Raw genomic sequence first — 23,611 nt, 5'->3', positions numbered from 1 at the left:
GCGGTGTGGGTGGGCAGGACCGTTGGCGCCATGGATGGCGCCATCGAGCCCCCAAGGACGGGTTTACGGCGTGTCCTGACCACCCACACCGCCCCGCCCAACCAACGGAAATCCAGAGCCGCTTTGGCTGTTGCTGTTGCTCTGGCTTGTAGCAGGTGCAGGGCGCAGCCCTGCCGAAAAACCTACTTCACCCGACGGCCAGAGCGGTCGATGCGGAACCGCTCTCCGCCTTCCATCGGCGTGTGGCCATCGGCATCCGGCGTGCCGCGCCGGCAGCCGTTGCAGACCTCGGCCACGCCATCCTGGAACGGCCACCCGAAATCGAAGGTGCCGGGTACCACCTGGCGGAACTTCAGGTTGAAGTAGCCGACGCGGTTGCCGACGCGGGCGCGCAGCAGGCCTTCCTGCGGCGTTTCCGGACCGTTGTCCCAGGTCAGCACCGGCAGGCTGCGGCCCTTGCGGTCGACGTAGTGGAAGCCCTGGTCGGCATACACCACGGCCAGGCCGTGGTCGTCGTAGTTCAGGTCCTTCAGCGTATCGGCGCTGATCTTCGGCCGGTGATCGACCACCTCGCAGTTGGGCAGCGGCCACAACCCGTGTTCGTCGGTCAGCAGCTTGCACGCCGGTGCCTGTGCCGCTGCATTGGCACTGACCAGCACGCCAAGCAGGGCCAGCGACCGCGCGAAGCGGCCGCTGGCGGGGGCAGGGCGGGCCTGCCGTGCGATCACTTGGCTTCGGCCTTGCGTTCGAAGGCCGTCGGTGCCGGCAGCTGCACCGGCACGCCCTTGTCATCGCAGGTGCCGGCCTGGCACAGGCGCTCGCGCAGGGCCGGGGTGGCCTGCACGATCATGTGGTAGATCGCGTTCTGTTCCAGCGTGCCGCGGATCGCCTTGCTGCCCGGGCCGCGTGCCCAGATACCGACGTCTTCGCCGCCATGCGACTCGGACTTCATCGGCACCAGTGCTTCCTGCATGTAGTCCGGATGCTCGGTGTCGACCTCGCGCAGGTTCGGGCGACCGTTGGCCGGTTCGAAGCTGCTCGGGTTGTGCGGATAGCGCTTGGCGCCGGCCGGCTGCTGGTTGGTGCTGCCGGTATGGCCCGGGCCATTGGCGTAGCTCAGCGTGGTGTACGGCTGGCCGCTGCCGTCCAGTGCATAGTCCAGCTTGCCGGCGCCGTCTTCGCCGCCCTTGTCCTTCACCTTGCCCAGGATCGGGTTGCCGCGTGCCGGGTAGCCGACGAAGTTCAGCGTGTGCGAGTGGTCGGCGGTGACGATGATCAGGGTGTCGTCGGCCGAGGTCAGTTCATTGGCCACGCGCACCGCGTCGGACAGGGCCACGGTCTCGGTCAGGGCACGGTAGGCGTTGCCGCTGTGGTTGGCGTGGTCGATGCGCGCGCCTTCGATCATCAGCACGTAGCCTTCCTGGTGCTTGGCCAGATTCTTGATGGCTGCCGCCGTCAGTTCGGCCAGGCTCGGCTCACCGCCCGGATCCTGCGGGCGCTCGTATTCGTAGCGCATGTGGTCCGGCTCGAACAGGCCGAGGATGGCCGGTGCATTCGCGGCCGCCGCCAGCTGCTTGCTGTTCCACACGTAGGCACCCTGCGGGTGCGCCTGCTGCCATTCCTGCACCAGGCTGCGGCCATCCAGGCGCTGGCCGACCTTGTCGTCGTATTCCGGATCGCGCTCTTCCACCGTGGTGAATTCGCCGCGGCCGCCACCGAGGGCGACCAGCGGGCCGCGGCCATAGCGCGAGGTCGACAGCAGCTGCTGGGCGATGTCCTTGCAGCCGGCCGCCTTGGCGGCTTCAGTCAGGTCGGTGTCGTTTTCCCAGTTGCGCTCGGGCGAGTGCGCGTAGGTGGCGGCCGGGGTGGCATGGGTCAGGCGTGCGGTGGACACCACACCGGTGGCCAGGCCGGCGCTGTCGGCCAGTTGCAGCCAGGTCAGCAGGCCCTTGGACAGGCTGTCGGCGCAGTCGGTGCGGCTGCCGGCGCTGACGCCGATCGCGCCCATGTGGGTCTTCACGCCGGTGGTGATGGCGGTCATGGTGCCGGCCGAATCCGGGGTCTGCGAATCGGTGTTGTAGGTCTTGCTGAACGCCGTGGCCGGGAAGCGCTCCCAGGACAGCAGGTTCTCTTCACCTGAGCCGCCCTTCTGCTGGCCTTCGTAGATGCGCGAGGCCGCCACGGTGGTCAGGCTCATGCCGTCGCCGAGGAACAGGATGACGTTCTTGGCCTTGCCGGACATCGCACCGTTGGCGGCGGCCTGGGCGGCGCCACTGCGGTACCACCACTGCGGGGTCTCGCCGGCCGGATGGGCGACGGGATCGACGGCGACCTTCAGGCCGGCCGGGGCGGATGCGGGGGCGGTGCTGGCGCAGGCGCCCAGCAGCAGAGTGGTGGCGCAGGCGGCCAACAGGGAGACGGAACGGCGCATGGACGCTGGGATCTCACAAACTGTAACGGGACGTTCATTATGCCCGGCCCCGCAAGGCACGCCGATGACACACTGATTTGCCGGCCGGGCGGTCGTTCTGCGGGCCGCCTTGGGCTATCGTGCCAGCATCCCTTCCTTCCCCTCTGGATTGCCTATGAAGCTGGTCTCTGCCTGGCTGCGGATTCCATTCTGGCAGCGCGTGGTCGGTGGCTTCGTGCTCGGCGCGCTGGCCGGCTGGGCGCTCGGCCCGGCCGCGGAAACGTGGTTCGGCCCGCTCGGTGAACTGTACGTCACCCTGATCAAGATGATCGCCGTGCCGCTGGTGTTCTTCGCGGTCATCAACGCGATCTCGTCGCTGCACGGCCAGAAGTCGGTCGCCGCGCTCAGTGGCCGCACCTTCCTGTGGTTCGTGATCACCGCCGCGCTGGCGGTGTGCGTCGGCCTGGGCGTGGGCACCGTGCTGCAGCCCGGCGCCGGTGGCCTGCAGCTGTCGATGGCCAGCAACTACGTGCCGCGCGAAGTGCCCAGCGTGGTGCAGGTGCTGCTGGACGTGGTGCCGGCCAATGTCTTCTATGCGCTGTCCGGCATCGGCACCAAGGTCAACGCAGCGGGTGAAACCGTGCTGGCCGCTGGACGTGGCTCGATCCTGCCGGTGATCTTCTTCGCCGGCCTGGTGGGCTTTGCCATCGTCAAGCTGGGCGAGAAGGTGACCGAGGCGCGCAAGCTGGTTGGCCAGATGAGCGACATCATGATCCAGGTGACCCGCTTCGTGCTGGAAGTCACCCCGATCGGCACCTTCGGCCTGATCGCCGGCCTGGTCGGCAGCTATGGCTTCGAGAAGCTGTTGCCGCTGGGCCATTTCGTACTTGCCCTGTACGTGGCCTGCGCCCTGCACATCGTAGTGGTCTATAGCGCGCTGCTGCTGGCACACGGCCTGAATCCGCTGAAGTTCTTCCGTGGCGCGGCGCCGGGCATGCAGGTCGCCTTCGTCAGCTCGTCGAGCTTCGCCGCGATGCCGGTGGCGCTGCGTTCGATCACCCACAACCTGGGCGTGAACAAGGACTACGGTTCGTTCGCGGTGCCGCTGGGCGCCAGCATCAAGATGGATGGTTGCGGTGCGATCTACCCGGCGCTGTGCGCGGTGTTCATCGCGCAGTACAGCGGCGTGCCGCTGACCCCGGAACAGTATGTGGTGGTGCTGATCGCCTCGGTGCTGGGCAGCTTCGGTACGGCCGGCGTGCCGGGTACCGCGGTGATCATGGCCACGGTGGTGCTGAGCGCGGCCAATCTGCCGCTGGAGACCATCGGCTACCTGTATGCCATCGACCGCATCCTGGACATGATGCGCACGATGACGAATGTGACCGGCCAGATGCTGGTGCCGGTGATCGTGGCCAAGGAAACCGGGCTGCTCGACCAAGCGGTGTATGACAACCCGTCCAGCAATGTGGGTGTGGACGATCCTGACCCGACACCGCCACGCGCCTGAGGTTGCGTGGAGATGAAAGGCCCGCCCTGACCGGCGGGCTTTTCTGTTTGGGAGCTGGCTGGTGCGGTGGCGGCCAAGGTGGGCCCTGGTAGATCCACGCCATGCGTGGATGGCGACAGTGCCGACCAAGGTCGGCCGCTACCCACCAGTTGCATGGGCCCAACAAAAAAGCCGCTGCAGGGCAGCGGCTTTTTGTCTTTCAGGCGGCGCCGTAGCGCCAGCGGGTCAGAGGTCGACCCGGCGGGCTTGCATGAACTTGTTGCCCCAGTAGCCACTGAGCAGGGTGTCCACGCGGACGTCCTTGCCCGAGCTCGGCGCATGCAGGAAGCGGCCGTCGCCGACATAGATGCCGACGTGGTCAACACGGCCCTTGCGGCCGAAGAACACCAGGTCACCTGCGGCCAGCGCGGTGCGGTCGTTGATCAGTTCGGCGTTGTCGTCGTGGGCCATCTCGCGCGAGACGCGCGGCAGCTCGATGCCCAGGGCCGAGCGGAACACGTAGCCGACCAGACCGCTGCAATCGAAGCCGCTGTCCGGGTTGCTGCCACCCCACCGGTACGGGGTACCCAGCAGGGTCATTGCGCGACGCAGCAGCGACTGCACCTTGCCGTTGTCGGCGGCGGTGCCGACAACGCTGCCATTGGCAGCGCTGCTGGTGTCGTAGTTGGCAAGCAGGCGGCTGAGGTCGCCGGCAACCACGGCCGAGCGGTCCATCAGCGGAATGGTGTCATTGGCGGCCAGGTGCGGCAGCAGGGCGGCCAGCGTGGCGCTGGCGGCGGCATCGACGCGGCTGCGCTGCGGGGCAGCAGCCTCGGCCTTGGTGGCCGGTCGGGCGGTGCTCTCGGCCACCGGGGCCGGGGTCACATCGGAACGGTTCGGAGCAGTCTGCGACCAGGCCGGAAGGCTGGTCAGACACAGTGCCAGGCCAAGCAACAGCGGGCGGGCACTGCGTGAAGATACGGAAGTCTGGCCTTCGCTTTTCAGGTCGTCAGTCGTCACGCGTCGGTCACAGGAAAAAAACGATGGGGCATCATGCCCTGTAAAAGCGGCAATAAGTTAAAAATTCCGTTAGTAAATCGTTAGCTTATGGGTGATGGGTGTCACAGTTTTGAACATATCGCCTGTTCATTTTAGCGAAGGACGCGTTTCGCCCCTGTGTAGTGGTCTTTCCAGTAGGGGCCGCTGAGCGAGTCGAGGCGTACCGTGCCGCCGGTGCTCGGCGCGTGCACGAAGCGCCCTTCACCTACATAGATACCGACATGGGTGACGCTGCCGCGGCTGCCGAAGAACACCAGGTCGCCGGTGGCCAGGCGCTGCGGATCGATCTTCGGGCCTTGTACCGCCGCGAGGTCGCGCGAGGTGCGCGGCAGTTTCAGGTCCAGCATCTCGCGATAGACATAGGCGACCAGGCCGCTGCAGTCGAAGCCAGAGTCCGGGGTGTTGCCGCCGTAGCGGTAGGGCGTGCCGACCAGGCTGATGGCACGCATCAGCACCGAGTTGGCCGCCTCGGGGTTGTCCGGCACGGTCTTCGGCCAGTTCGCCGTCGGCGGGGGCGGCGCGGGGCGGGTGGCCTTGCCGCCGCCGCAGGCGGTCATCAGCACGGGCAGGGCCAGCAGCAGGGCCGGGGCGAGGAGCCGGCGCAGGCCGGACGAAACTGGCGTGATGTGCATGATCTCCGGATAATGCGCCACCTTAGGATTGGCCGTCATGATGGCGGCGTCCCCGCCGGGCGACAACCCGCCCCAACCCGCCTGCCTTCGGCAGATCCAGACAGAGTTGCGCATGAAGATCGAAAAAGACCGCGTTGTCCGCTTCCACTACACCGTTTCCGAAGTCGGCCAGGAGCCGATCGAATCGTCCAAGGACCGCGGCGAGCCGCTGGCGATCCTGATCGGTCACGGCAACATCATCCCGGGCCTGGAAAACGCCATGATGGACAAGGAAGCCGGCGCGACCTTCAACGTCGACGTCAAGGCCGCCGATGCCTACGGCGAGCGCCGCGAGGGCCTGTCCCAGCGCGTGCCGAAGAAGCACTTCGGCAACACCAAGCTGGCCCCGGGCCAGCAGGTGGTGCTGCAGACCAACTTCGGCCCGCGTGCGGTGACCGTGCAGAAGGTCGGCATGAGCGTCGTCGACGTCGACCTGAACCATCCGATGGCTGGCAAGGACCTGCATTTCGACGTTGAAATCGTTGACGTGCGCGAAGCCGGCCAGGAAGAGATCGACCACGGCCACGTCCACGGCGACGGCGGCCACCACCACTGATTGCAGCGCGATCGTGATGGCAGCAACGGCCCGCTTTGGCGGGCCGTTGCGTTTCTGGAACACGACGCGGCCATCCATGGCGTGTGGGCCGGCGGCATAATGGCGGACCTGCCTGACGGACTCCCCGTGAACGCCGCTTCTCCTTCCCTGCAGCCGGTGGCTTCCGGCGAACGCATCGCCGTGTTGGACGTGCTGCGCGGTGCCGCGCTGCTGGGCATCCTGCTGATGAACATCGAGGCCTTCAGCGGACCGCTGGATCTGGCCTTCACCGGCATCGACGTGCACTGGCAGGGCATCGACTACTGGGCCGATGCCTTCGTCTACGTGTTCGTGCAGGGCAAGTTCTTCACCCTGTTCTCGCTGCTGTTCGGCGCCGGCTTTGCGGTGATGGCGCAACGCGCCGAAGTGGCCGGACGCGACTTCACCCCGTTCTACCTGCGTCGCAGCGCTGGCCTGCTGCTGATCGGCCTGTGCCACGCACTGCTGGTCTGGTCCGGTGACATCCTGGTGATGTATGCGCTGATCTCGCTTCCGTTGCTGGCCTGCCGAGAGGCACCACGCAGCTGGTTGCCATGGATGGGCGTGATCGTCTATCTGGGCGGCGTGGCCATGATGCTGCTGGTCGGCGCGATGGTGTCGATGGCTTCGGCGGAAGACGTGCAGAAGATGCTCACCGACGCGCAGCAGAGCATCGAGCTGCAGCGGCAGGTCTATGGGCAGGGCAGCTGGATGCAGGCCAATGTGCAGCGGCTGAGCGAGTTCGGCACGTCGATGGGCGCGCTGCTGATCACCGGCCCGGAAGTGTTGGGCATGTTCCTGATCGGCAGCTGGTTCGCCGGCAGTGGTGCGCTGGCGGCGCCGGAGCGCTTCCCGCGGCTGTATGCGTCGCTGCGCTGGATCGCGTTGCCGCTGGGCCTGCTGGTCACGTTGATCGGTGTTGCCTGGAAGCCCTACCTGGCACCGGGGGCCTACGACCTGCCGGTGACAGCCGCAATGGCACTGGTGACGATCGGCGGACTGCCGATGTGCCTGGGCTACCTGGCGTGGATCGTGCACTGGCGCACGCGACTCGCGTGGCTGGCCCCGGTGGGGCGCATGGCGCTGACCCATTACCTGGCGCAGTCGCTGGTCTGCACGCTGCTTTTCTATCACTACGGACTGGGTTGGTTCGAGGTGATGACGCGCAGCGTGCAGCTGCTGTTCGCACTGTTGTTGTTTGCCGTGCAGGTGGCCCTTTCGCACGTCTGGTTGCGCCGCTTCCGTTTCGGGCCCATGGAATGGTTGTGGCGTGCGATGACCTACCGGCAGTGGCCGCCGATGCGGCGTGGGGCCGGGCAGGGCTGATCGATGCAGGGCGCGCGCGAGGATGTGATCGTGGTCGGCGCCGGTGCCATTGGACTGGCCGCCGCGCTGGCGCTGCGCGCGCAGGGCCGGCAGGTGCGGGTGATCGACCGAGGGCGCATCGGCGGCGCGACCTCGCATGGCAACTGCGGCACCATCACCCCCAGCCATGCGCCACCGCTGGCAGCGCCTGGTGTGCCGTTGCGGGCGCTGCGCTGGATGCTCGATCCGCGTGCGCCGCTGTACGTGCGTACGCGCCTGGACCCTGCATTGTGGCGTTGGCTGCTGCAGTTCGGGGCGCGCTGCAACGCGCGTGATTGGCTGCACTCCACGCGGGCACGCGGCGCACTGTTGAATGATTCACGGCTGCGCCTGGCGCAGTGGGTGCAGACGCATGCGCTGGACTGCGAATTCGAGGCGCGCGGTCTGGACTATGTGTTCGGTGACGCCCGCAATTTCGATCACCACGCTGCCGAGTGTGAGGCGCTGAACGCGCAGGGCATTGCCACGGCATGCATCGATGGCGCCGACTACGCGCGCGACAATCCAGCGTTCCATGATCGCCTTGCCGGTGCGATCCACTTCCCGGGAGATGCGCAGCTGCGTCCGGACCGCTACACCGCCGAACTGGCGCGCGTGCTGCGCGCACAGGGCGTGGTGATCGAAGAGCACTCGGACGTGCAGGATTTCAGCGCCGACGCGCAGGGTGTGCGCGTGCACATCGGCGAACGCACGCTGCACGCACGCGAGCTGGTGCTGGCGACCGGGCCGTGGTCGCCGCGCTGGGCGCGGCAACTGGACCTGCGCGTGCCGATCCAGCCCGGCAAGGGTTATTCGCTGACCTGGTCGCGACCGTCTCAGGTGCCGAAGCGCCCGGTGGTCCTGAAGGACCATTCCGTGTTCGTGATTGCCTGGCGCGAGGCGTTGCGACTGGGCGGCACCATGGAATTCGCCGGTGCCGATCCGCAGCTGCGCACGACCCGCCTGCAGGCCCTGCAGCAGGCTGCCGATCATTACCTGCGTGCGCCGCGCGGTGCGCAGCTGCAGGAACAGTGGTGCGGTTGGCGCCCCATGAGCGTGGACGACGTGCCGTTGATCGGCCGCGCGCCTGCGCATCCTCACGTCTGGCTTGCAGCGGGGCATGGCATGCTCGGCATCAGCATGAGCGCCGGCACCGGCCAGCTGATCGCCGATCTCGTCTGCGGCCGCACGCCAGCGATCGATCCTGCCCCTTACCGACCCGAGCGATTCCGATGAGCACAGCACCCTATGATTACGACCTGATCGTCCTTGGCGGCGGCTCCGCCGGCCTGGCCGGCGCGATCCGCGCCGCGCAGCACGGCAAGCGCGTGGCGATGCTGGAGCCTGGTGAACTGGGCGGGACCTGCGTCAATGTCGGCTGCGTGCCGAAGAAGGCCATGTGGCTGGCGGCAGACCTGCACGAGCGCATCGGCCTGGCCAGTGCGATGGGCTTCGACGTCCAAGCGCGCCCGGCGCTGTCGTGGAAGGAACTGGTGATCCACCGCCAGGCCTACATCAGCAACATCCACACCAGCTATCACAAGCGCCTGGATGAAACCGGCGTGGTGCGCATTCCGGCGCGCGGTCATCTGCTCGATGCGCATACCGTGGCCTGCAGCGATGGCGTGCGTTACAGCGCCGAGCACATCCTGATCGCCACCGGCGCACACCCGCTGCGGCCCGACATTCCCGGCGCGGAACTGGGCCTGGTTTCCGATGATTTCTTCGATCTGCGCGCGGCACCGGCCGAGGTGGCGATCATCGGTGGCGGTTACATCGCGGTGGAGCTGGCCGGTCTGCTGCAGGCACTGGGCAGCAAGGTCAGCCTGCTGGTGCGCGGCAAGCGCCTGTTGGAGCGCTTCGACTACGAGCTGACCGATCAGTTGGCCGAGAACCTGAAGCAACAGGGCGTGCGCATCCATTTCGACTATCGCCTGCGCGAACTGCAGCGCGATGGCGAACGCGTGCGTGCGTTCGGTCATGACGGCCCGCTCGACAGCGTATTCGACGCGGTGTTCTTCGCCACCGGCCGCCGCGGCAACAGCCGTGACCTCGGTCTGGAAGCGCTCGGCATCGGCATCGGTGAGCACCAGCAGGTGCAGGTGGACGAATGGCAGACCACCAGCGTGCCGAGCGTGCATGCGGTGGGGGACATCGCCGGCAAGGTTGGCCTGACCCCGGTGGCGGTGGCGGCATCGCGGCGCCTGATGGACCGCCTGTTCGGTGGCCGCCCGCAGTCGAAGATGGATTACGAGAACGTGGCCAGCGTGGTGTTCTCGCATCCGCCGCTGGGCGCGGTGGGCATGAGCGAAGAGGAAGCGCGCGCGCGCTTCGACCAGGTGAGCGTCTACCACAGCCGTTTCCGTCCGATGCTGCAGGCCCTGGCCAACGGTACCCAGCGTAGCCTGTTCAAAATGGTCTGTGCCGGTCCGGAAGAACGGGTGGTGGGCATTCACCTGCTGGGTGAAGCGGCCGACGAGATCCTGCAGGGCTTCGCGGTGGCGGTGAAGATGGGCGCGACCAAGGCCCAGTTCGACGACACCGTGGCGATCCACCCGACCTCGGCCGAGGAAGTGGTGCTGATGCGCTGAGCCGGGCCGTTGTAGAGCCGAGCCATGCTCGGCTGCTTTTCGCCAGACATGGTGCAGCCGAGCGCGGGCTCGGCTCTACAGGGGATCGGACGCCTCCATGCGACAATGGCCGCCCCAAGCTTTCCCCAGCCGCCCCGCGCGGCCCGCCGTCGTCCTGATGTCCAGCCCCACTTCCCGTATCGCCACCGCTTCCCCACGCATCGCGCTGGGTGGCATCGGCCTGGCCGCGATCGGCGCCATTGCCGCCTCCGGCAAAGCGATCATCGTCAAGCTCGGCCTGCGTCATGGCGTGGATGCCACCACGCTGCTCGCGCTGCGCATGCTGATGGCGCTGCCGCTGTTCGTACTGATGGCACTGTGGGCTGCACGCAGGGCCGAGCCGCTGTCCTGGGCCGACCGTGCCCGCGTGCTGTGGCTGGGTTTCACCGGCTACTACCTGTCCAGCCTGCTCGACTTCCAGGGGCTGCAGTACATCAGCGTGACCCTGGAACGGCTGATCCTGTACTTGAACCCGACCCTGGTGCTGCTGATCAACGTGCTGCTGGCGCGCCAGCGGCCGGGCCGGTGGCAGATCGGCGCGCTGGTGCTGAGCTATCTGGGCGTGTTGCTGGCGTTCGGTCATGACCTGCAGCGTGAGGGCGGGCAGATCATCGTTGGCAGCCTGCTGGTGCTGGGCAGTGCACTCAGCTATGCGCTGTACTTGTTCGGCAGCGGCCAGGTGGTCGCGCGCATCGGTGCGGTGCGGCTGACCGCCTATGCCAGCTGCGTGGCCAGCGTGCTGGTGCTGCTGCATTTCGCGGTGACCCATCCGCTGCCACTGCTGTGGCAGGCACCGGCGCCGGTGCAGTGGTTGTCGCTGGTCAATGCCACCGTGTGCACGGTGCTGCCGGTGCTGGCGATCATGCTGGCGGTGCAGCGCGTGGGTTCGTCGCTGGCCGCGCAGGTCGGTATGCTGGGCCCTGTTTCCACGATCGTGATGAGCCTATGGCTGCTCGACGAACCGATGGGGCCGGCGCAGATCGCCGGCACCGTGCTGGTGCTGATCGGCGTTCTGCTGGTGACCCGCCTGCGGCGCTGACGCCGGAGCAGGCGCGTGCGCGCATCCTGGCGGTGATCCGCGCGATCCCGGCGGGGCAGGTGATGGGCTATGGGCAGGTGGCGATGCGCGCAGGCCTGCCCGGGCGTGCGCGGCTGACCGCGCGCATCCTGGGCCAGAACGACGACCCGGACCTGCCCTGGCACCGCGTGCTGCGCTCGGATGGGCGCATCGCCATGGAGGAAGGGTCGGCGGGCTGGCGCGAGCAGTCACAGCGGTTGCGCGCGGAGGGCGTGGTGGTGGAGAACGGCCGGGTGCGGATGCCCGCGACTGATCCGGCGGCGGCATTGGATGCCGCCGTGTGGGGCCCGGGCTGAGCACCGCTGGCGACTGAACAGGCTGCGCCTGCCGGTCGCCAACAAGACACGGTGCTGCGGCTATGATGGAGGCCGTTCCATGCCGGTGCTCCCATGTTCCCGCGACTGCCAACCGTCACCAAGGCCCTGCTGATCGCCAACGCGATCCTGTTCCTGCTGCAGCAGCCGTTCCTGCTCGGCATGCAGACCTTCGAGCCGTTCATGCTGCAGCCGTTGCAGCAGGGCTTCGACGCATTCTCGCCGGGCGGCAACTTCCAGCCCTGGCAGCTGCTGACCTACGGCTTCCTGCATGGCAGCTTCGGCCATCTGTTCTTCAACATGCTGGCGGTCTTCATGTTCGGCGCGCCGCTGGAGCAGACCTGGGGCGAAAAGCGCTTCCTGCTGTACTACCTGGTGTGCGTGGCCGGTGCCGGCGTCTGCCAGCTGCTGGTGGGTACGCTGCTGGAAAACCCCGCCACGGTGCTGGGCGCTTCCGGCGGCGTGTTCGGCCTGCTGCTGGCCTACGGCATGCTGTTCCCCAACCAGCGGGTGATGCTGCTGTTCCCCCCGATTCCGATGAAGGCACGCACCTTCGTGATCCTGTTCGGCGTGGGCGAGCTGGTGCTGGGCATGACCGGCTGGCAGCCGGGCGTGGCCCACTTCGCGCACCTCGGCGGCATGCTGTTCGGCTGGTTGCTGATCCGCTACTGGCGTGGGCAGCCGCCGTTCAACAAGCGCCGCCCGCCAGGCCCGCCGAAGCGCCCGAACCATCTGCGCAGCGTCAAATGATCCGAAGGATCATTTGACGCTGTAGGTGCCGACCGTTGGTCGGCACACCTTCTCCCACGCGGGTAGGTGCCAACCTTGGTTGGCACGCTTTGAATGGGATCATTTGACGCGGTAGGTGCCGACCGTTGGTCGGCACACCTTGCCCGGTAGTTCCCAACCTTGGTTGGCACGCCTTCAGAGATCCCGTAACACCACCTGCGCGGCATTGTGCCCGGGCGCACCGGTCACACCGCCACCGGGATGGGTGCCCGAGCCGCACAGGTACAGGCCGGGCAGGGCGCCGCGGTAGCCAGCCTGGCCGACCATCGGCCGCGCCGAGAACAACTGGTTGGCACTCAGCGCGCCGTGGAAGATGTCGCCACCGACCAGTCCGAAGGTGCGTTCCAGATCGAGCGGGGACAGCACCTGCCGACCGAGAACACTGTCGGCGAAGCCGGGCGCATACCGTTCGACGGTGGCGATCATCAGGTCGGCCACGGTTTCGCGGTGATCATCCCAATGGCGGCCTTCAGGCAACACCGGTGCCACGTGCTGGCAGAACAGGCTGGCTACATGCTGCCCGCGCGGTGCCAGCGAATCGTCCAGCGTACTGGGAATGAGCATTTCCACGATCGGTTCGCGCGACCAGCCGTCGCGGCGCGCATCCAGCCAGGCCCGGTCCATGTACTCCAGGCTGGGCGCCATGATGATGCCGGCGCTGAGATGATCGCCGGGGCCGGGCAGGGCGCGGAACTCCGGCAGCCGCGACAGCGCCACGTTCATCCGGAAGGTGCCCGAACCGCAGCGCCAGTTCGCCATGCGTTCGCGTGTTGCGTTGGGTACCTGTGCCGGTTCCAGCAATTGTTCGTACAGCAGTTTCGGATTGACGTTGGCGACCACCGCGCGTGCGCGCAGGATCTCGCCGTTGACCAGTTCCACACCCACCGCGCGGCCCTGTTCAATCCGCACGCGCTGCACACCGGCCTCCACGCGCAGTTCCGCACCGGCCTCGCGCGCCGAGGTGGCGATGGCTTGGCTGATCGCGCCCATGCCACCAATCGCATGGCCCCACGCACCTTTCACGCCATTGCACTGGCCGAACACATGGTGCAGCAGTACGTAGGCACTGCCTGGTGTATACGGGCTTGCGTAGTTGCCGACGATGCCATCGAAGCCGAACAAGGCCTTGATGGGTTCGCTCTCGAACCAGCGGTCCAGGTACTCCGCCGCCGACAGCGTGAACAGGTCCAGCAGTTCCTGCCGCAGCGAGGCATCCAGCGTGGCCAGTTCACGACCGAGACGGCCCATCTGCCACAGGGCGGGCAGGGCACGCCAACCGCCCGCTGCACCCAGGTCCGGCGGCGTGCGCAGGGCCCATGCACGCAGTACGTCGGCGAAAATCTCCAGGCGTGCCTCGTACGCGGGCAAGCGCTGTGCATCCCGCTCGGAGAATTTGGCGACTTCGGCTTGAGTGCGGCCAGGTGCCGACAACAGATAGCGGCCGTCCGGCAATGGCAGGAAGTTGTTGGCCGGACGCGCGACGATGCGCAGCCCATGCGCATGCAGCTGCAGGTCGTCAATCACCTGCGGTTGCAGCAGCGAGACCGTGTACGACGCCACCGAATTGCGGAAGCCGGGATGGAATTCCTCGGTGACTGCCGCGCCGCCGAGAACGCCACGACGTTCCAGCACCAGCACCTTCTTTCCGCCGCGCGCCAGATAGGCCGCGCAGACCAGGCCGTTGTGGCCACCGCCAATGATGATCGCATCCCAGGTCATCAGCACCTCGGAAAAGGGGACGGAGGGAACTAAGTCGCAATCTGCATCTGAGCACTGGGCATGGGGAGAAACGACTTAATGCCCTCCGTCCCCTTTTTTGATTGCCGCTTCGATGGTGGCGATGTCGATCTTCTTCATCGGCATCATCGCGTTGAAGGCGCGCTTGGCCAGTGCCTTGTCCTTGCTGGTCACCGCTTCGATCAGCATGCGCGGGCTGATCTGCCAGGAGATGCCCCAGCGGTCCTTGCACCAGCCGCATTGGCTCTCCTGTCCGCCGTTGCCGACGATCGCATTCCACAGGCGGTCGGTCTCGGCCTGGTCCTCGGTCTGGATCTGGAAGGAGAACGCTTCGCTGTGCTTGAACGCGGTGCCGCCGTTGAGGCCGACACAGGGAACACCACAGACCGTGAACTCGACCGTCAGCACATTGCCCTCCTTGCCGTCGGGATAGTCACCGGGGGCGTGATGCACGGCGGTCACCGCGCTGTCGGGCAGGAGGCTGGCGTAGAAGGTGGCGGCCTCGAGCGCGCCGTTGTCGTACCAGACACAGATCGTGTTCTTGTGTGCCATGTCGGGGCTCCGCGGTGGACGAAGCCGCAGCGATAGCACGCCCGGTGTTAACCCGGGATCGTGCTGCACTGCGGGACCACGCTACCATGCGGCTGCAGCCCAGTTGCCATCCATGACAGCACAACAGGGACGACGCGTGAAGATCGTGATCCTGAGCGGATACGGGGTTTTTGGAGGACGATTGGTACGGTTGCTGGCGACCTGCCACAACTGGAACTGCCGGCGCCGGTTCTGCAGGCCGAGCGGCCGGCGCTGGTGGTTGATGTCTCCGGTTCCTTCCAGGACTACGGCCGCCAGCGCTCCGGTGCTGACCGCCGCACTGCTGAGGACGATGGCTATGCGCATGGACATCATCAGCGCGTAAGGTCGCATCTTGCCATCGCCCTACGCAGGTGTCGGCCTGAACGTGATGCGGGCGGTGGTCGGCGATGCCGGCGAGCCGCTGAAGCCGCGTCGCGGTGGGGGAGATCGTGCCTGGCCGAAAGCCGACGCTTCATCGTGACGGTGCCGGGCCGGATACCGCTGAGTAGCTTGCATTTTTTGTTGTTGGATGTGGCCGACCTTGCCGTCGCTGGAGCTGTTGTCGCCGTGGTTCTGCACGGTGCTGAACCTGGTGAAATTTGGCGAGCACCACCTCGGCATGATCGTGCATGCGGTCGGCAGGGGCGATGGCGCGTCGATACTGCAGAGCTGGCATTTGCTGGCCGAGGCCGATGACGGTGTTTACATTCCGACGATGGTCATCGAAGCGCTGATCCGCAAACAGTTGAGGTGCGAGCGGCCGGCGCCGGCGGCGGCGCGATGTTGGCAGGGCAGGGCGGAGGTGCGGCGGGGCGGCGGCCTGCCGCCGCTGATACCGCGCTGCTGATCGATACCGGGCACCCCGTTGCCACGCGCGTTGCTATCCGGCGAGAACAGCTTCAGGCACGTGGTGTGCAGGTGGTTCGTAGTCGATGTTGAGATCGGCGCGTCACAGGTCGGCCGCAACGTGCATTCCCGGGAGGGACTGGAGCCAGCGCATCGAGTACTGGAACGTGCGCGCATAAAAATTGAGTGTCGGAATCGGAACTAATTTCCGGAATGCCAAGCAGACACGACGACGTATTACTCGCCGTCGCGTGTCGGATACAGTCTGATCTGCGGCGTCACGATGATGGGCGCAACGGATGCCATTCGCGGCCTGATCAGTAGTTTTTTCAATGACATGACGCATGTCTGCGATGGCCCCATGTCTGCTGATCTGATGCTTTCGGCATGATTCGTTGGAAGTCGATGCACTGCCCTTCACGACACACACGTGCCTATAACTCTCCGGCAGTTCCATCACCGGAGAGAGCTTCATGGCAGTTGCATCCACACATCGTGTGCTGAAGCGCAGTGCGCTTTCGGCACTATTGTTTTCCATCGTCGGAAGCGTTGCTGCGCAGAGCACCACCGGCACTCTGTACGGCACCGCGGCGAGTTCCGAAGGCGCAATCGTCGTTGCCCAGAGCGACAGTGGCCTCAAGCGTACAGCCGCCATTGATGCGCAGGGGCGATACAGCTTTGGCGCGTTACCGATAGGCCGCTACAGCATCAGCCTGCAGCGCGATGGGCGCATCATCGAACAGCAGGACAACGTGCAGCTGCGGGTGGGCAGCGGCACCGAAGTGAGCTTCGCCGCGCATGGCCCGGCCACGACGCTGGATGCGGTCAATGTCACCGCGGCCAACATTCCGAAGATCGATATCACCCACACCGTCTCCAAGTCCGTCATCACCTCCGAGCAGCTGGACGTGCTGCCGTTGGGGCGCAGCGCTGAATCGATCGCGCTGCTCGCCCCCGGTGTGGTGGCCGGCAGCGGTGCGTTCCTGAATGGATCGCGCTCGGTGCTGTCGTTCGGTGGCTCCAGCGTCACCGAGAATGCCTATTATCTCAATGGTTTCAACGTCACCAACCCGCTCAACAACCTCGGTGGTATCAGTCTGCCGTATGGCTCCATCGACCAGCAGGAGACATTTACAGGTGGTTACGGTGCAGGCTACGGACGCTCCACCGGTGGCGTGATCAATCAGCTGGGCAAGCGCGGCACCAACGCGTGGCGCTTCGGTGCGCAGGTCACCTGGGCACCGGCCGGGCTCGCCGAGTCTCCGGCATCGGTGAAGTACCCGGACATGGGCCTACCGGAAGGATATGCCTACGAGAACGAGGCCAAACCTGGCACGCTTTATCGCTACCGGCGTGGCGATAAGGAAACCACCACCACCTACAGCGGCTATGTCAGTGGGCCGTTGATCGAGGACCGGTTGTTCATCCATCTGGCCGCGGAGTCCAATCGGCGCGAAGGGGTGTCAACCGCCAGTGAAGCCGCCGCGCAGCAGGCGCGAAACCACTACCGTGTAGACACCCCGAAGTTCTACGGCAAGCTGGACTGGAACATCAACGACAGCAATACCCTTGAGTACACCCGCTTCCAGGATACCGACCGTTCTGGCGGCTACTACACGGCCTTCGATTACACCACGCTGCAGGAGGGGGATCGCACCAGCACGTTCCCCAATACGACCAAGGCCACCACCGATGTCGATATCTTCAAGTACACCGGCTATCTCAATGATGCGCTGACCTTCAGCACTGTGTGGGGTCGCACCCGCACCGCCAATCTGGAGTTCAATCCGCTGGCATCGGGCAATCCCTACATCAGCGGCGCCGGCAACCAGGATCCGTCGTTGAACGGCGGCACCCCGGTCCGCAACGACCAGCCCGACCTGTACACCAAGGCGTCCGATGCAGGAAGCACCACACAGGGCCTGCGCATGGACCTGCAGTACCGCATCGGCACCCACGAGCTGACCGCCGGTATCGACAACATGACCTACCGGGCACACAACGAAGGTCAATCGATGACCGGCCCCGGCCATGCCTGGATCTATTCCCGCGGCAATCCCGGTGCGTCGCCCAGTCCCGGTTTCGGTATCACGCCCCCCGGTGGCGATGGCTACTTCGTGCAGAAGTACATTTTCTCCACCACGACCAGCATGTCGGTGAAGCAGAAGGCCTACTACCTGGAGGACCGCTGGCAGCTGACGCCCGACTGGCTGCTTACGCTCGGCCTGCGCAATGATCGCTTCACCAACTACAACAGCGACGGCAAGGCCTACGTGGAGAGCGGCGACCAATTGGCGCCACGGCTGGGTGCCAGCTGGGATGTCTTCGGCGATGCGTCGTTGAAGGTCTTCGCCAACCTCGGCCGCTACTACCTGGCGCTGCCCAACAGCGTGGCCATCCGCGGCGCATCCGCCTCGACCTATACGCGTGAGTACTTCACCTATACCGGCATCGATGCCAACGGCAACCCGACCGGCCTCACGCCGCTGGGGCCGGGGCCGGTGTCGACCAATGGCGAGTATGGGCAGGCCCCTGATCCGCGCTCGGTAGCGCCGACCGACCTGCGTTCGCAGTACCAGGACGAACTGATCCTCGGTTTCGAAAAGACCTTGGGAACTGCATGGAACAGCGGTGCAAAGCTAAGCTTCCGCCGTCTGCAGTCGGCCATTGACGATATCTGCGACTCCGATCGCTTTGCCGAGAGGCTGGCTGGGATGGGCCTGGATCCTGACGGGTACGAACTGCCTGGATGTGTGATCTTCAACCCTGGCCGCACCAACACTTTCCAAGTCAGACACCGAGACGGCTCCGGCTACACGCCGGTCAGCATGAGTTCGTCGGATTGGGGCTATGACGGCAAGAAGGCGAAGCGTCAGTACGTTGCCATCGACCTGTTCATCGAGCACCCCATGTCCGACCGCTGGTACGGACGCGTTGACTACACCTGGTCGCGCAGCTTCGGCAATACCGAAGGCCAGGTGAAGTCGGATATCGGCCAGGATGATGTCTCCAAGACGCAGGACTGGGATGCGGTGTCGCTGATGGAGTACGCCGGTGGCTACCTCGCCAATGATCGTCGGCACCAGTTGAAGGCATTCGGCGCCTATCAGGTCAATGACGAATGGACGGCCTCGGCGACAATGCGGGTGATGTCGGGGATGCCCAAGAGCTGCCTGGGCTTCTACGGTGCGGATCAGAGCGACCCTGCCGGTGGCTACGGTTCCTCCTACCACTACTGCAACGGCCAGCCTTCGCGGCCCGGCGATGCGGGCCGACAGCCGTGGACGGCACAACTGGACATGGGCCTGATGTATCGGCCGGCGTTCGCCGAGAACCGACTCGGTCTTGGCTTGGACGTATTCAACGTGCTTAACCAACGGCGCCAGCGCCAGTCGACCGCGAAGTACCAGACTGGGCCGGGAACGGTCTCCAACCTGTACGGCATGGGCACTTACTTCACGCCACCGCGAACGGTACGCCTGAGCGCGTCGTACGACTTTTGACCTGCGCGTATAGAGGCTCTCTCTCCACGCGGGGTGGTTTGGCCCTGATCCGTCAGGGCCCATTTTTAAACCTTTTCTACAAAAGAAAGGGCGCCGGAGGCGCCCTTTCTTCGTCACCAAACCGTCAAACCTCAGCGCCAGACCTTGATCTGGTCGGCTTCGCTGCGCTGCATCGGCTGGCCGGCCTTGCAGCTGAAGGTGGCGCCGAAGGCCGGCAGGTTGGCCAGCGCACCGTTGCTGCGCCACACGCCCGGTGCACGGATGTCGGCGGTCAGGCGGCGCACGGCCTCGTTCGGCGCCAGCTGCTGCGCCCACAGTGCAGACCAGGCGCGGAAGAAGCCCTGCTGCTGGGCCTGCTTGGCCTTCGGTTCCTGTGCGGTGTAGGCCGCCCAGGCCAGTTCCAGACCGGCGATGTCGGCCAGATTCTCTTCCTGGGTGAGCGTACCGTTGACCTTGGCACCCTTCACGCCCGGGAAGTCGTAGGCGCCGTACTGCGCGGCCACGCGGTTGCCCAGCAGGGTCCAGGCGGTCTTGTCGGCCGGAGTCCACCAGCTGCGCAGTTCACCCTTGGCGTCGACCAGAGCGCCCTTTGCATCGATCGCACGGGTCAGTTCGTGGCCGACCAGGCCACCGAAGCTGCCGAACTTGTCGGCGGCGTCGGCCTTGGCGTTGAACACCGGGCCCTGCAGGATCGCGGCGGTGACGATCAGGCGGTTCTGTGCCAGGTCGTAGGCCAGCGACGGCTGCTGCGGCAGCACATCCCAGCGGCGGTCGGCGTTGCCCTTGCCGATGCGCTTCATTTCCTCGCGATGGCGCCAGGTCGAAGCGATCAGCATGTTGCCGCCGAACGAGCCACGGCCCATCGGCTGTACGCTGTAGTCGAGGTCGCGCAGCGGGGTGCCGATCTCGATCTTCAGCGCGGCCAGCTTGGCCTGCGCTTCGGTCTTGGCCTCGGCACTCATCCAGCTGCTGTTCTTGACCGCTTCGATCTGCACTTCGCGCACCTTGTCGACGATCCACGCCGCTTGGCGACGGTCTTCGGCCGACAGGTAACGGGCGGCGTATTCGCGACCGACCATCGGGCCAGCGGCCACGTTGATCGCATCGAGCACGTCTTCCCAACGCTGCGGCGGCAGGGTCTCGCCACGCAGCACGCGACCACGGAATTCAAACTCGGCGTCGCGATAGGCCTTGGACAGGTACGGTGCCATCGAATCGCCCACGCGCCAGCGCAGGTAGGCCTTCCACTGGTCCGGCTTGAGCTTGGTGACCATGCCATCGAGCTGCTTGAACAGGCCCGGGTCGGCCAGCGAGACCAGGTCGTCATCCACGCCCTGTGCCTTCAGGAACGCGTCCAGCTGCAGATTGCGGTAACGGCTGTTGAGCTCCTTGGTGGAGATCGGCGCGTAGTTGTTGAACGGGTTGTTGATGCCGGCCAGCGACTGCGCATTGCGTGCCAGCTCGGTCTCCAGCGCGATTACCGCCTGCGACTCGGCATCCAGCTTGGCTGCCGGGGTGCCGGTCAGCGCCAGGATCTGCTTGACGTAGTTGCGATAGCGCCCCATCAGGGCCACGGTGTCAGCGTCGGTACGGGTATAGAACGCCGGATCCGGCAGGCCCATGCCGCCCTGCATGAAGTAGCCGATGTGGCGGTCCAGTGCCTTCAGGTCGACGTCCGGGCCGAAGTTGAAGGCCACCGGGATGCCGACCTGGTGCAGTGCCGCGATCGAGGCCGGTACATCCTTGGCCTTCTTGATCGCGTTGATGCGGGTCAGCAGCGGCGCGATCGGGTTGGAACCGTCCGCTTCCACGGCCGCTTCGTCCAGGCCACTGGCCCAGAAATCACCCAGCAGCTTCTGCACGTTGCCCTGCGGCGACTTCATCGCCGCGTCGAGCAGTTCGCGCTGCTGCTGGCGGCTGCGGTCGACCAGCTGGCCCAGTGCGGTGATGGCACCGGTCTGCGGTACCGGGTTGGCCTTCAGCCAGCCTGCATTGGTGGCGTCGTAGAAGTCGCTGCACTGGGCGCTGACAGCCGGGGCGCGCGCGGCCTTTTTCTTGGCGGCGGCGAACGCATCGTGGGTCGGGACCAGGGTCGCCAGGCTGATGCCCAGGGCGATGGCAAGCGGACGGAAATTGGGCATGTGGAACGAATCCGTGATGGATTGAGGGCGCGCGCACTATAGCAAGCCGCGCATCGACGCGGCATGCACGCATCACGCTGCTTTCGCCGACCAGGGTCGGCCGCTACCGGGGAGTGCCGAGATCAGTAGATCCACGCCATGCGTGGATGAAAAACACCCCGGAAAAACAAAGGCCCGGAAACCCCCGGGCCTTTGCAGGTCTGCCGCAGCGTCAGCCGTGGCTTACCAGATCACCACCTGCTGCTCGCCGGTGCGGGCCATCGGCGAACCGGCCTTGCACTGGAAGGCCGCGGCAAAGGTCGGCAGGTTCGACGGGGCACCCATGGCACGGAACTGCGCCGGGGCGTGCGGGTCGGTGGCCAGGCGGACCTTGGCGTTCTCCGGGGTGTACTTGGTGCGCCACACGGTGGCCCAGTTGAAGAAGAAGCGCTGGTCGCGGGTGAAGCCATCGACCTTTGCATCTTCCTTGCCGGCGGTGGCCTTCTGCAGGGCATCGTAGGCGGTGGCCAGGCCACCCAGGTCGGCGATGTTCTCGCCCAGGGTCAGGTGGCCGTTCACTGCCTGGCCGTCGACCTTGTACTGGTCGAACTGCTTGACCAGCTTGCCGGTCAGGCCTTCGAAGTTCTTCTTGTCGGCAGGGGTCCACCAGTCTTCCATGTTGCCGGTCGGCCCGAAGCGCGCACCCTGGTCGTCGTAGCCGTGGGTCATCTCATGACCGATCACCGCACCGATGCCGCCGTAGTTCAGCGCGTCGTCGGCCTTCGGATCGAAGAACGGCGGCTGCAGGATGGCGGCCGGGAACACGATCTCGTTCTGCAGCGGGTTGTAGTAGGCATTGACCGTCTGCGGGGTCATGCCCCACTCGGTCTTGTCCACCGGCTTGCCGATCTTGGACAGGTTGAACTTGTAGTTGAATTCGCTGGCGGCGCGCACGTTGCCCAGGTAGCTGTCACGCTGGGTCTGCAGGCCCGCCCAGTCACGCCACTTGTCCGGGTAACCGATCTTCGGGGTGAAGGTTTCCCACTTGGCGATGGCCTTGGCCTTGGTTTCCTCGCTCATCCAGCTCAGGCCCTGGATGCGTTCCTTCAGCGACGCGGCCAGGTTCTTCACCAGCTCTTCCATCTTCGCCTTGGCTTCCGGCGAGAAGGCCACCTTCACGTACAGCTGGCCGAAGGCTTCACCGGCATCGTTCTCGATGGTGCCCAGCACGCGCTTCCAGCGCGGCTTCTGTTCCTTCTGACCGTTGAGGGTCTTGCCGTAGAACTCGTAGTTCTCCTGCACGAAGGCATCAGCCAGGTACGGCGAGGCGCTGTCCACGGTGTGGAAGCGCAGGTAGGCGCGCCACACCGACGGATCGGTGTCGCCCAGTGCCTTGCTCACTTCCTCATGGAAAGCCGGCATGGCCAGCGAGAACTTCTCCGGTGCGGCCACGCCCTGCGACTTGAAGAACTCGGTCCAGCTGAAGTTCGGGGTCAGCTTGTCGGCGTCGGCCAGGGTGACCGGGTTGTAGAACAGCTCGACGTTGCGCGACAGCTCCACGCGCGACTTTGAGGCCTTGGCCAGGCGGGTCTCGAACTTGACGACTTCCTCGGCCTGCTTGGCCGCATCGGTGGCGGCGACACCGGACAGTTCCAGCACCTTGGCGACGTGCGCCTGGTAGGCCTTCAGCTTGTCGGCGTTCTTGGCATCGGTGTAATAGGTGGTGTCCGGCAGGCCCAGGCCGCCCTGGCTGGCGTAGGCCATGTTCACCGCCGAGTTCTTGAAGTCGGCTTCGGCGCCGAAGCCGAACAGGACGTTGTCGCCCTTGGCGGCGCTGCTGCGCAGGTAGTTGGCGATGGCCGCCTTGTCCTGCAGGCCGTCGATCGCGGTCAGGTCGGCCTTCAACGGCTCGATGCCCTGGGCGTTGATCTTGGCCTCGTCCATGCCGGTGGCCCACAGGTCACCGACAATCTTCTCGATGTGGTTCGGGTTCTTCACCTGTGCGACCTGCTCGGCCAGCTGGTGCTGTACGGCCACCGAGCGCTCGTCGAGGATGGTGAAGGCGCCCCAGCTGGTGCGGTCGCCCGGAATTTCATTGGCGGCCAGCCACTTGCTGTTGACGTAGTCGCCGAAGGCACCGCAGGCGTCCTTGCTGGTATCCAGATCGCTGGGCTGGAAGGCGTTGTAGGCCGGCAGCTTGCTCTCGTCCAGGGTGTAGTGGGTGGCTTCGGTCGCAGCCGGCGTGGAGGCGGTGGCGTCCTTGGCCGGGGCTTCAGTCTTGCCGCAGCCAACCAATGCGGCCGAAACGGCCAGGGTCAGCAGCACGATCTTGGGAGTACGGGTCACTTGAATGGCCTCCAGGCCGAGTGAGTCAGGGAAGGGCCGCGGGACGGCCGTGGGCCGAACGATACGCCGCCGGCCTGCCCTGCAAGGGTGTCGAAGGTCATGGCCGGGCGCAAGGGGGGCTTTACGGG

At 65.8% G+C, this 23,611-nt stretch carries 19 protein-coding genes; 10 read left to right on the top strand and 9 right to left on the bottom strand.

The genetic code is table 11. The features are described from left to right. Window positions 1-182 precede the first annotated feature (182 nt). Together ACJ7C5_RS03225 and ACJ7C5_RS03220 are read right to left on the bottom strand one after the other, a co-directional pair. Window positions 183-728, bottom strand: a complete 546-nt coding sequence (locus ACJ7C5_RS03225) for a WG repeat-containing protein (protein WP_125427046.1) — start codon at window positions 726-728, stop codon at window positions 183-185. Next, window positions 725-2,431 (bottom strand): alkaline phosphatase, encoded by a 1,707-nt coding sequence (locus tag ACJ7C5_RS03220; protein WP_412703028.1) that lies wholly within the window; start codon window positions 2,429-2,431, stop codon window positions 725-727. Before ACJ7C5_RS03220 ends, ACJ7C5_RS03225 begins: the two co-directional genes overlap by 4 nt. 154 nt (window positions 2,432-2,585) lie before the next feature. Between ACJ7C5_RS03220 and ACJ7C5_RS03215 the strand changes: the two genes are divergently transcribed. After that, window positions 2,586-3,920, top strand: a complete 1,335-nt coding sequence (locus ACJ7C5_RS03215; protein WP_006381938.1) for a dicarboxylate/amino acid:cation symporter — start codon at window positions 2,586-2,588, stop codon at window positions 3,918-3,920. Between the two features lie 225 nt (window positions 3,921-4,145). Here the strand turns inward: ACJ7C5_RS03215 and ACJ7C5_RS03210 are convergent, their stop codons facing one another. Then, entirely contained in the window at window positions 4,146-4,919 is a 774-nt protein-coding gene (locus ACJ7C5_RS03210) for a C40 family peptidase (protein ID WP_010482985.1), read from the bottom strand. A 131-nt stretch (window positions 4,920-5,050) separates the two neighbouring features. Next, window positions 5,051-5,629: a C40 family peptidase gene (locus ACJ7C5_RS03205; protein ID WP_065428014.1), complete on the bottom strand. Its 579-nt coding sequence runs from the start codon at window positions 5,627-5,629 to the stop codon at window positions 5,051-5,053. Window positions 5,630-5,702: 73 nt separating this feature from the next. Between ACJ7C5_RS03205 and ACJ7C5_RS03200 the strand changes: the two genes are divergently transcribed. The 7 genes from ACJ7C5_RS03200 (at window position 5,703) to ACJ7C5_RS03170 (ending at window position 12,319) form a co-directional block, all read left to right on the top strand. Further along, window positions 5,703-6,185 carry an FKBP-type peptidyl-prolyl cis-trans isomerase gene (locus ACJ7C5_RS03200; protein WP_088026695.1) on the top strand — a complete coding sequence of 161 codons (483 nt, stop codon included), beginning with the start codon at window positions 5,703-5,705 and terminating at the stop codon, window positions 6,183-6,185. Window positions 6,186-6,311: 126 nt separating this feature from the next. Continuing rightward, window positions 6,312-7,529, top strand: a complete 1,218-nt coding sequence (locus ACJ7C5_RS03195) for a DUF418 domain-containing protein (RefSeq protein ID WP_412703027.1) — start codon at window positions 6,312-6,314, stop codon at window positions 7,527-7,529. 3 nt (window positions 7,530-7,532) lie between these two features. Further along, complete coding sequence (locus ACJ7C5_RS03190) at window positions 7,533-8,783, top strand: NAD(P)/FAD-dependent oxidoreductase (RefSeq protein ID WP_097048941.1); 1,251 nt, start codon at window positions 7,533-7,535, stop codon at window positions 8,781-8,783. Further along, the gene (gene gorA, locus ACJ7C5_RS03185; RefSeq protein WP_412703026.1) at window positions 8,780-10,138 is read left to right on the top strand and encodes a glutathione-disulfide reductase; all 1,359 of its coding nucleotides are present in this window, start codon (window positions 8,780-8,782) and stop codon (window positions 10,136-10,138) included. The genes ACJ7C5_RS03190 and gorA overlap by 4 nt, the downstream gene beginning before the upstream one ends. Before the next feature lie 157 nt (window positions 10,139-10,295). Next, window positions 10,296-11,216 (top strand): DMT family transporter, encoded by a 921-nt coding sequence (locus ACJ7C5_RS03180; RefSeq protein WP_093999804.1) that lies wholly within the window; start codon window positions 10,296-10,298, stop codon window positions 11,214-11,216. Beyond that, the gene (locus ACJ7C5_RS03175; protein ID WP_406753028.1) at window positions 11,123-11,551 is read left to right on the top strand and encodes an MGMT family protein; all 429 of its coding nucleotides are present in this window, start codon (window positions 11,123-11,125) and stop codon (window positions 11,549-11,551) included. Before ACJ7C5_RS03180 ends, ACJ7C5_RS03175 begins: the two co-directional genes overlap by 94 nt. A gap of 93 nt (window positions 11,552-11,644) precedes the next feature. Next, entirely contained in the window at window positions 11,645-12,319 is a 675-nt protein-coding gene (locus ACJ7C5_RS03170; protein WP_005410509.1) for a rhomboid family intramembrane serine protease, read from the top strand. A 174-nt stretch (window positions 12,320-12,493) separates the two neighbouring features. On the opposite strand, the gene ACJ7C5_RS03165 is transcribed toward ACJ7C5_RS03170, so the two are convergent. From ACJ7C5_RS03165 to ACJ7C5_RS03155, 3 genes are all read right to left on the bottom strand, one after another. After that, window positions 12,494-14,077, bottom strand: a complete 1,584-nt coding sequence (locus ACJ7C5_RS03165) for a phytoene desaturase family protein (RefSeq protein WP_412703025.1) — start codon at window positions 14,075-14,077, stop codon at window positions 12,494-12,496. Between the two features lie 75 nt (window positions 14,078-14,152). Beyond that, the gene (locus tag ACJ7C5_RS03160) at window positions 14,153-14,647 is read right to left on the bottom strand and encodes a VOC family protein (protein WP_412703024.1); all 495 of its coding nucleotides are present in this window, start codon (window positions 14,645-14,647) and stop codon (window positions 14,153-14,155) included. An 81-nt stretch (window positions 14,648-14,728) separates the two neighbouring features. Next, window positions 14,729-14,992 (bottom strand): hypothetical protein, encoded by a 264-nt coding sequence (locus ACJ7C5_RS03155; RefSeq protein ID WP_412703023.1) that lies wholly within the window; start codon window positions 14,990-14,992, stop codon window positions 14,729-14,731. Between the two features lie 217 nt (window positions 14,993-15,209). Here ACJ7C5_RS03155 and ACJ7C5_RS03150 point away from each other — a divergent pair, with 217 nt between their 5' ends. Together ACJ7C5_RS03150 and ACJ7C5_RS03145 are read left to right on the top strand one after the other, a co-directional pair. Continuing rightward, complete coding sequence (locus ACJ7C5_RS03150) at window positions 15,210-15,515, top strand: hypothetical protein (protein WP_412703022.1); 306 nt, start codon at window positions 15,210-15,212, stop codon at window positions 15,513-15,515. A gap of 472 nt (window positions 15,516-15,987) precedes the next feature. Further along, window positions 15,988-19,017: a TonB-dependent receptor gene (locus ACJ7C5_RS03145; protein WP_412703021.1), complete on the top strand. Its 3,030-nt coding sequence runs from the start codon at window positions 15,988-15,990 to the stop codon at window positions 19,015-19,017. A gap of 131 nt (window positions 19,018-19,148) precedes the next feature. Here the strand turns inward: ACJ7C5_RS03145 and ACJ7C5_RS03140 are convergent, their stop codons facing one another. After that, window positions 19,149-21,158 (bottom strand): M13 family metallopeptidase, encoded by a 2,010-nt coding sequence (locus ACJ7C5_RS03140; protein WP_412703020.1) that lies wholly within the window; start codon window positions 21,156-21,158, stop codon window positions 19,149-19,151. A gap of 222 nt (window positions 21,159-21,380) precedes the next feature. Then, the gene (locus tag ACJ7C5_RS03135) at window positions 21,381-23,483 is read right to left on the bottom strand and encodes a M13 family metallopeptidase (protein WP_412703019.1); all 2,103 of its coding nucleotides are present in this window, start codon (window positions 23,481-23,483) and stop codon (window positions 21,381-21,383) included. Window positions 23,484-23,611: the final 128 nt, after the last annotated feature.

Origin of the sequence: Nocardiopsis yanglingensis (assembly GCF_045809185.1) — a bacterium.
In the GTDB taxonomy this organism is placed as follows: Bacteria; Pseudomonadota; Gammaproteobacteria; order Xanthomonadales; family Xanthomonadaceae; genus Stenotrophomonas; species Stenotrophomonas yanglingensis.
The sequence above is the reverse complement of the archived record's forward strand: the minus strand, read 5'-3'. Positions and strand labels throughout refer to the sequence as shown.

Bases quoted from the DNA above. Each gene is read 5' to 3' on its own strand.
- ACJ7C5_RS03145 (WP_412703021.1), top strand. From the start codon at position 15,988: ATGGCAGTTGCATCCACACATCGTGTGCTGAAGCGCAGTGCGCTTTCG.
- ACJ7C5_RS03200 (WP_088026695.1), top strand. From the start codon at position 5,703: ATGAAGATCGAAAAAGACCGCGTTGTCCGCTTCCACTACACCGTTTCC.
- ACJ7C5_RS03175 (WP_406753028.1), top strand. From the start codon at position 11,123: ATGGCTGCTCGACGAACCGATGGGGCCGGCGCAGATCGCCGGCACCGT.
- ACJ7C5_RS03220 (WP_412703028.1), bottom strand. From the start codon at position 2,431: ATGCGCCGTTCCGTCTCCCTGTTGGCCGCCTGCGCCACCACTCTGCTG.
- ACJ7C5_RS03160 (WP_412703024.1), bottom strand. From the start codon at position 14,647: ATGGCACACAAGAACACGATCTGTGTCTGGTACGACAACGGCGCGCTC.
- ACJ7C5_RS03180 (WP_093999804.1), top strand. From the start codon at position 10,296: ATGTCCAGCCCCACTTCCCGTATCGCCACCGCTTCCCCACGCATCGCG.
- ACJ7C5_RS03155 (WP_412703023.1), bottom strand. From the start codon at position 14,992: ATGCGCATAGCCATCGTCCTCAGCAGTGCGGCGGTCAGCACCGGAGCG.
- ACJ7C5_RS03165 (WP_412703025.1), bottom strand. From the start codon at position 14,077: ATGACCTGGGATGCGATCATCATTGGCGGTGGCCACAACGGCCTGGTC.
- ACJ7C5_RS03140 (WP_412703020.1), bottom strand. From the start codon at position 21,158: ATGCCCAATTTCCGTCCGCTTGCCATCGCCCTGGGCATCAGCCTGGCG.
- ACJ7C5_RS03190 (WP_097048941.1), top strand. From the start codon at position 7,533: ATGCAGGGCGCGCGCGAGGATGTGATCGTGGTCGGCGCCGGTGCCATT.
- ACJ7C5_RS03205 (WP_065428014.1), bottom strand. From the start codon at position 5,629: ATGACGGCCAATCCTAAGGTGGCGCATTATCCGGAGATCATGCACATC.
- ACJ7C5_RS03215 (WP_006381938.1), top strand. From the start codon at position 2,586: ATGAAGCTGGTCTCTGCCTGGCTGCGGATTCCATTCTGGCAGCGCGTG.
- ACJ7C5_RS03170 (WP_005410509.1), top strand. From the start codon at position 11,645: ATGTTCCCGCGACTGCCAACCGTCACCAAGGCCCTGCTGATCGCCAAC.
- gorA (WP_412703026.1), top strand. From the start codon at position 8,780: ATGAGCACAGCACCCTATGATTACGACCTGATCGTCCTTGGCGGCGGC.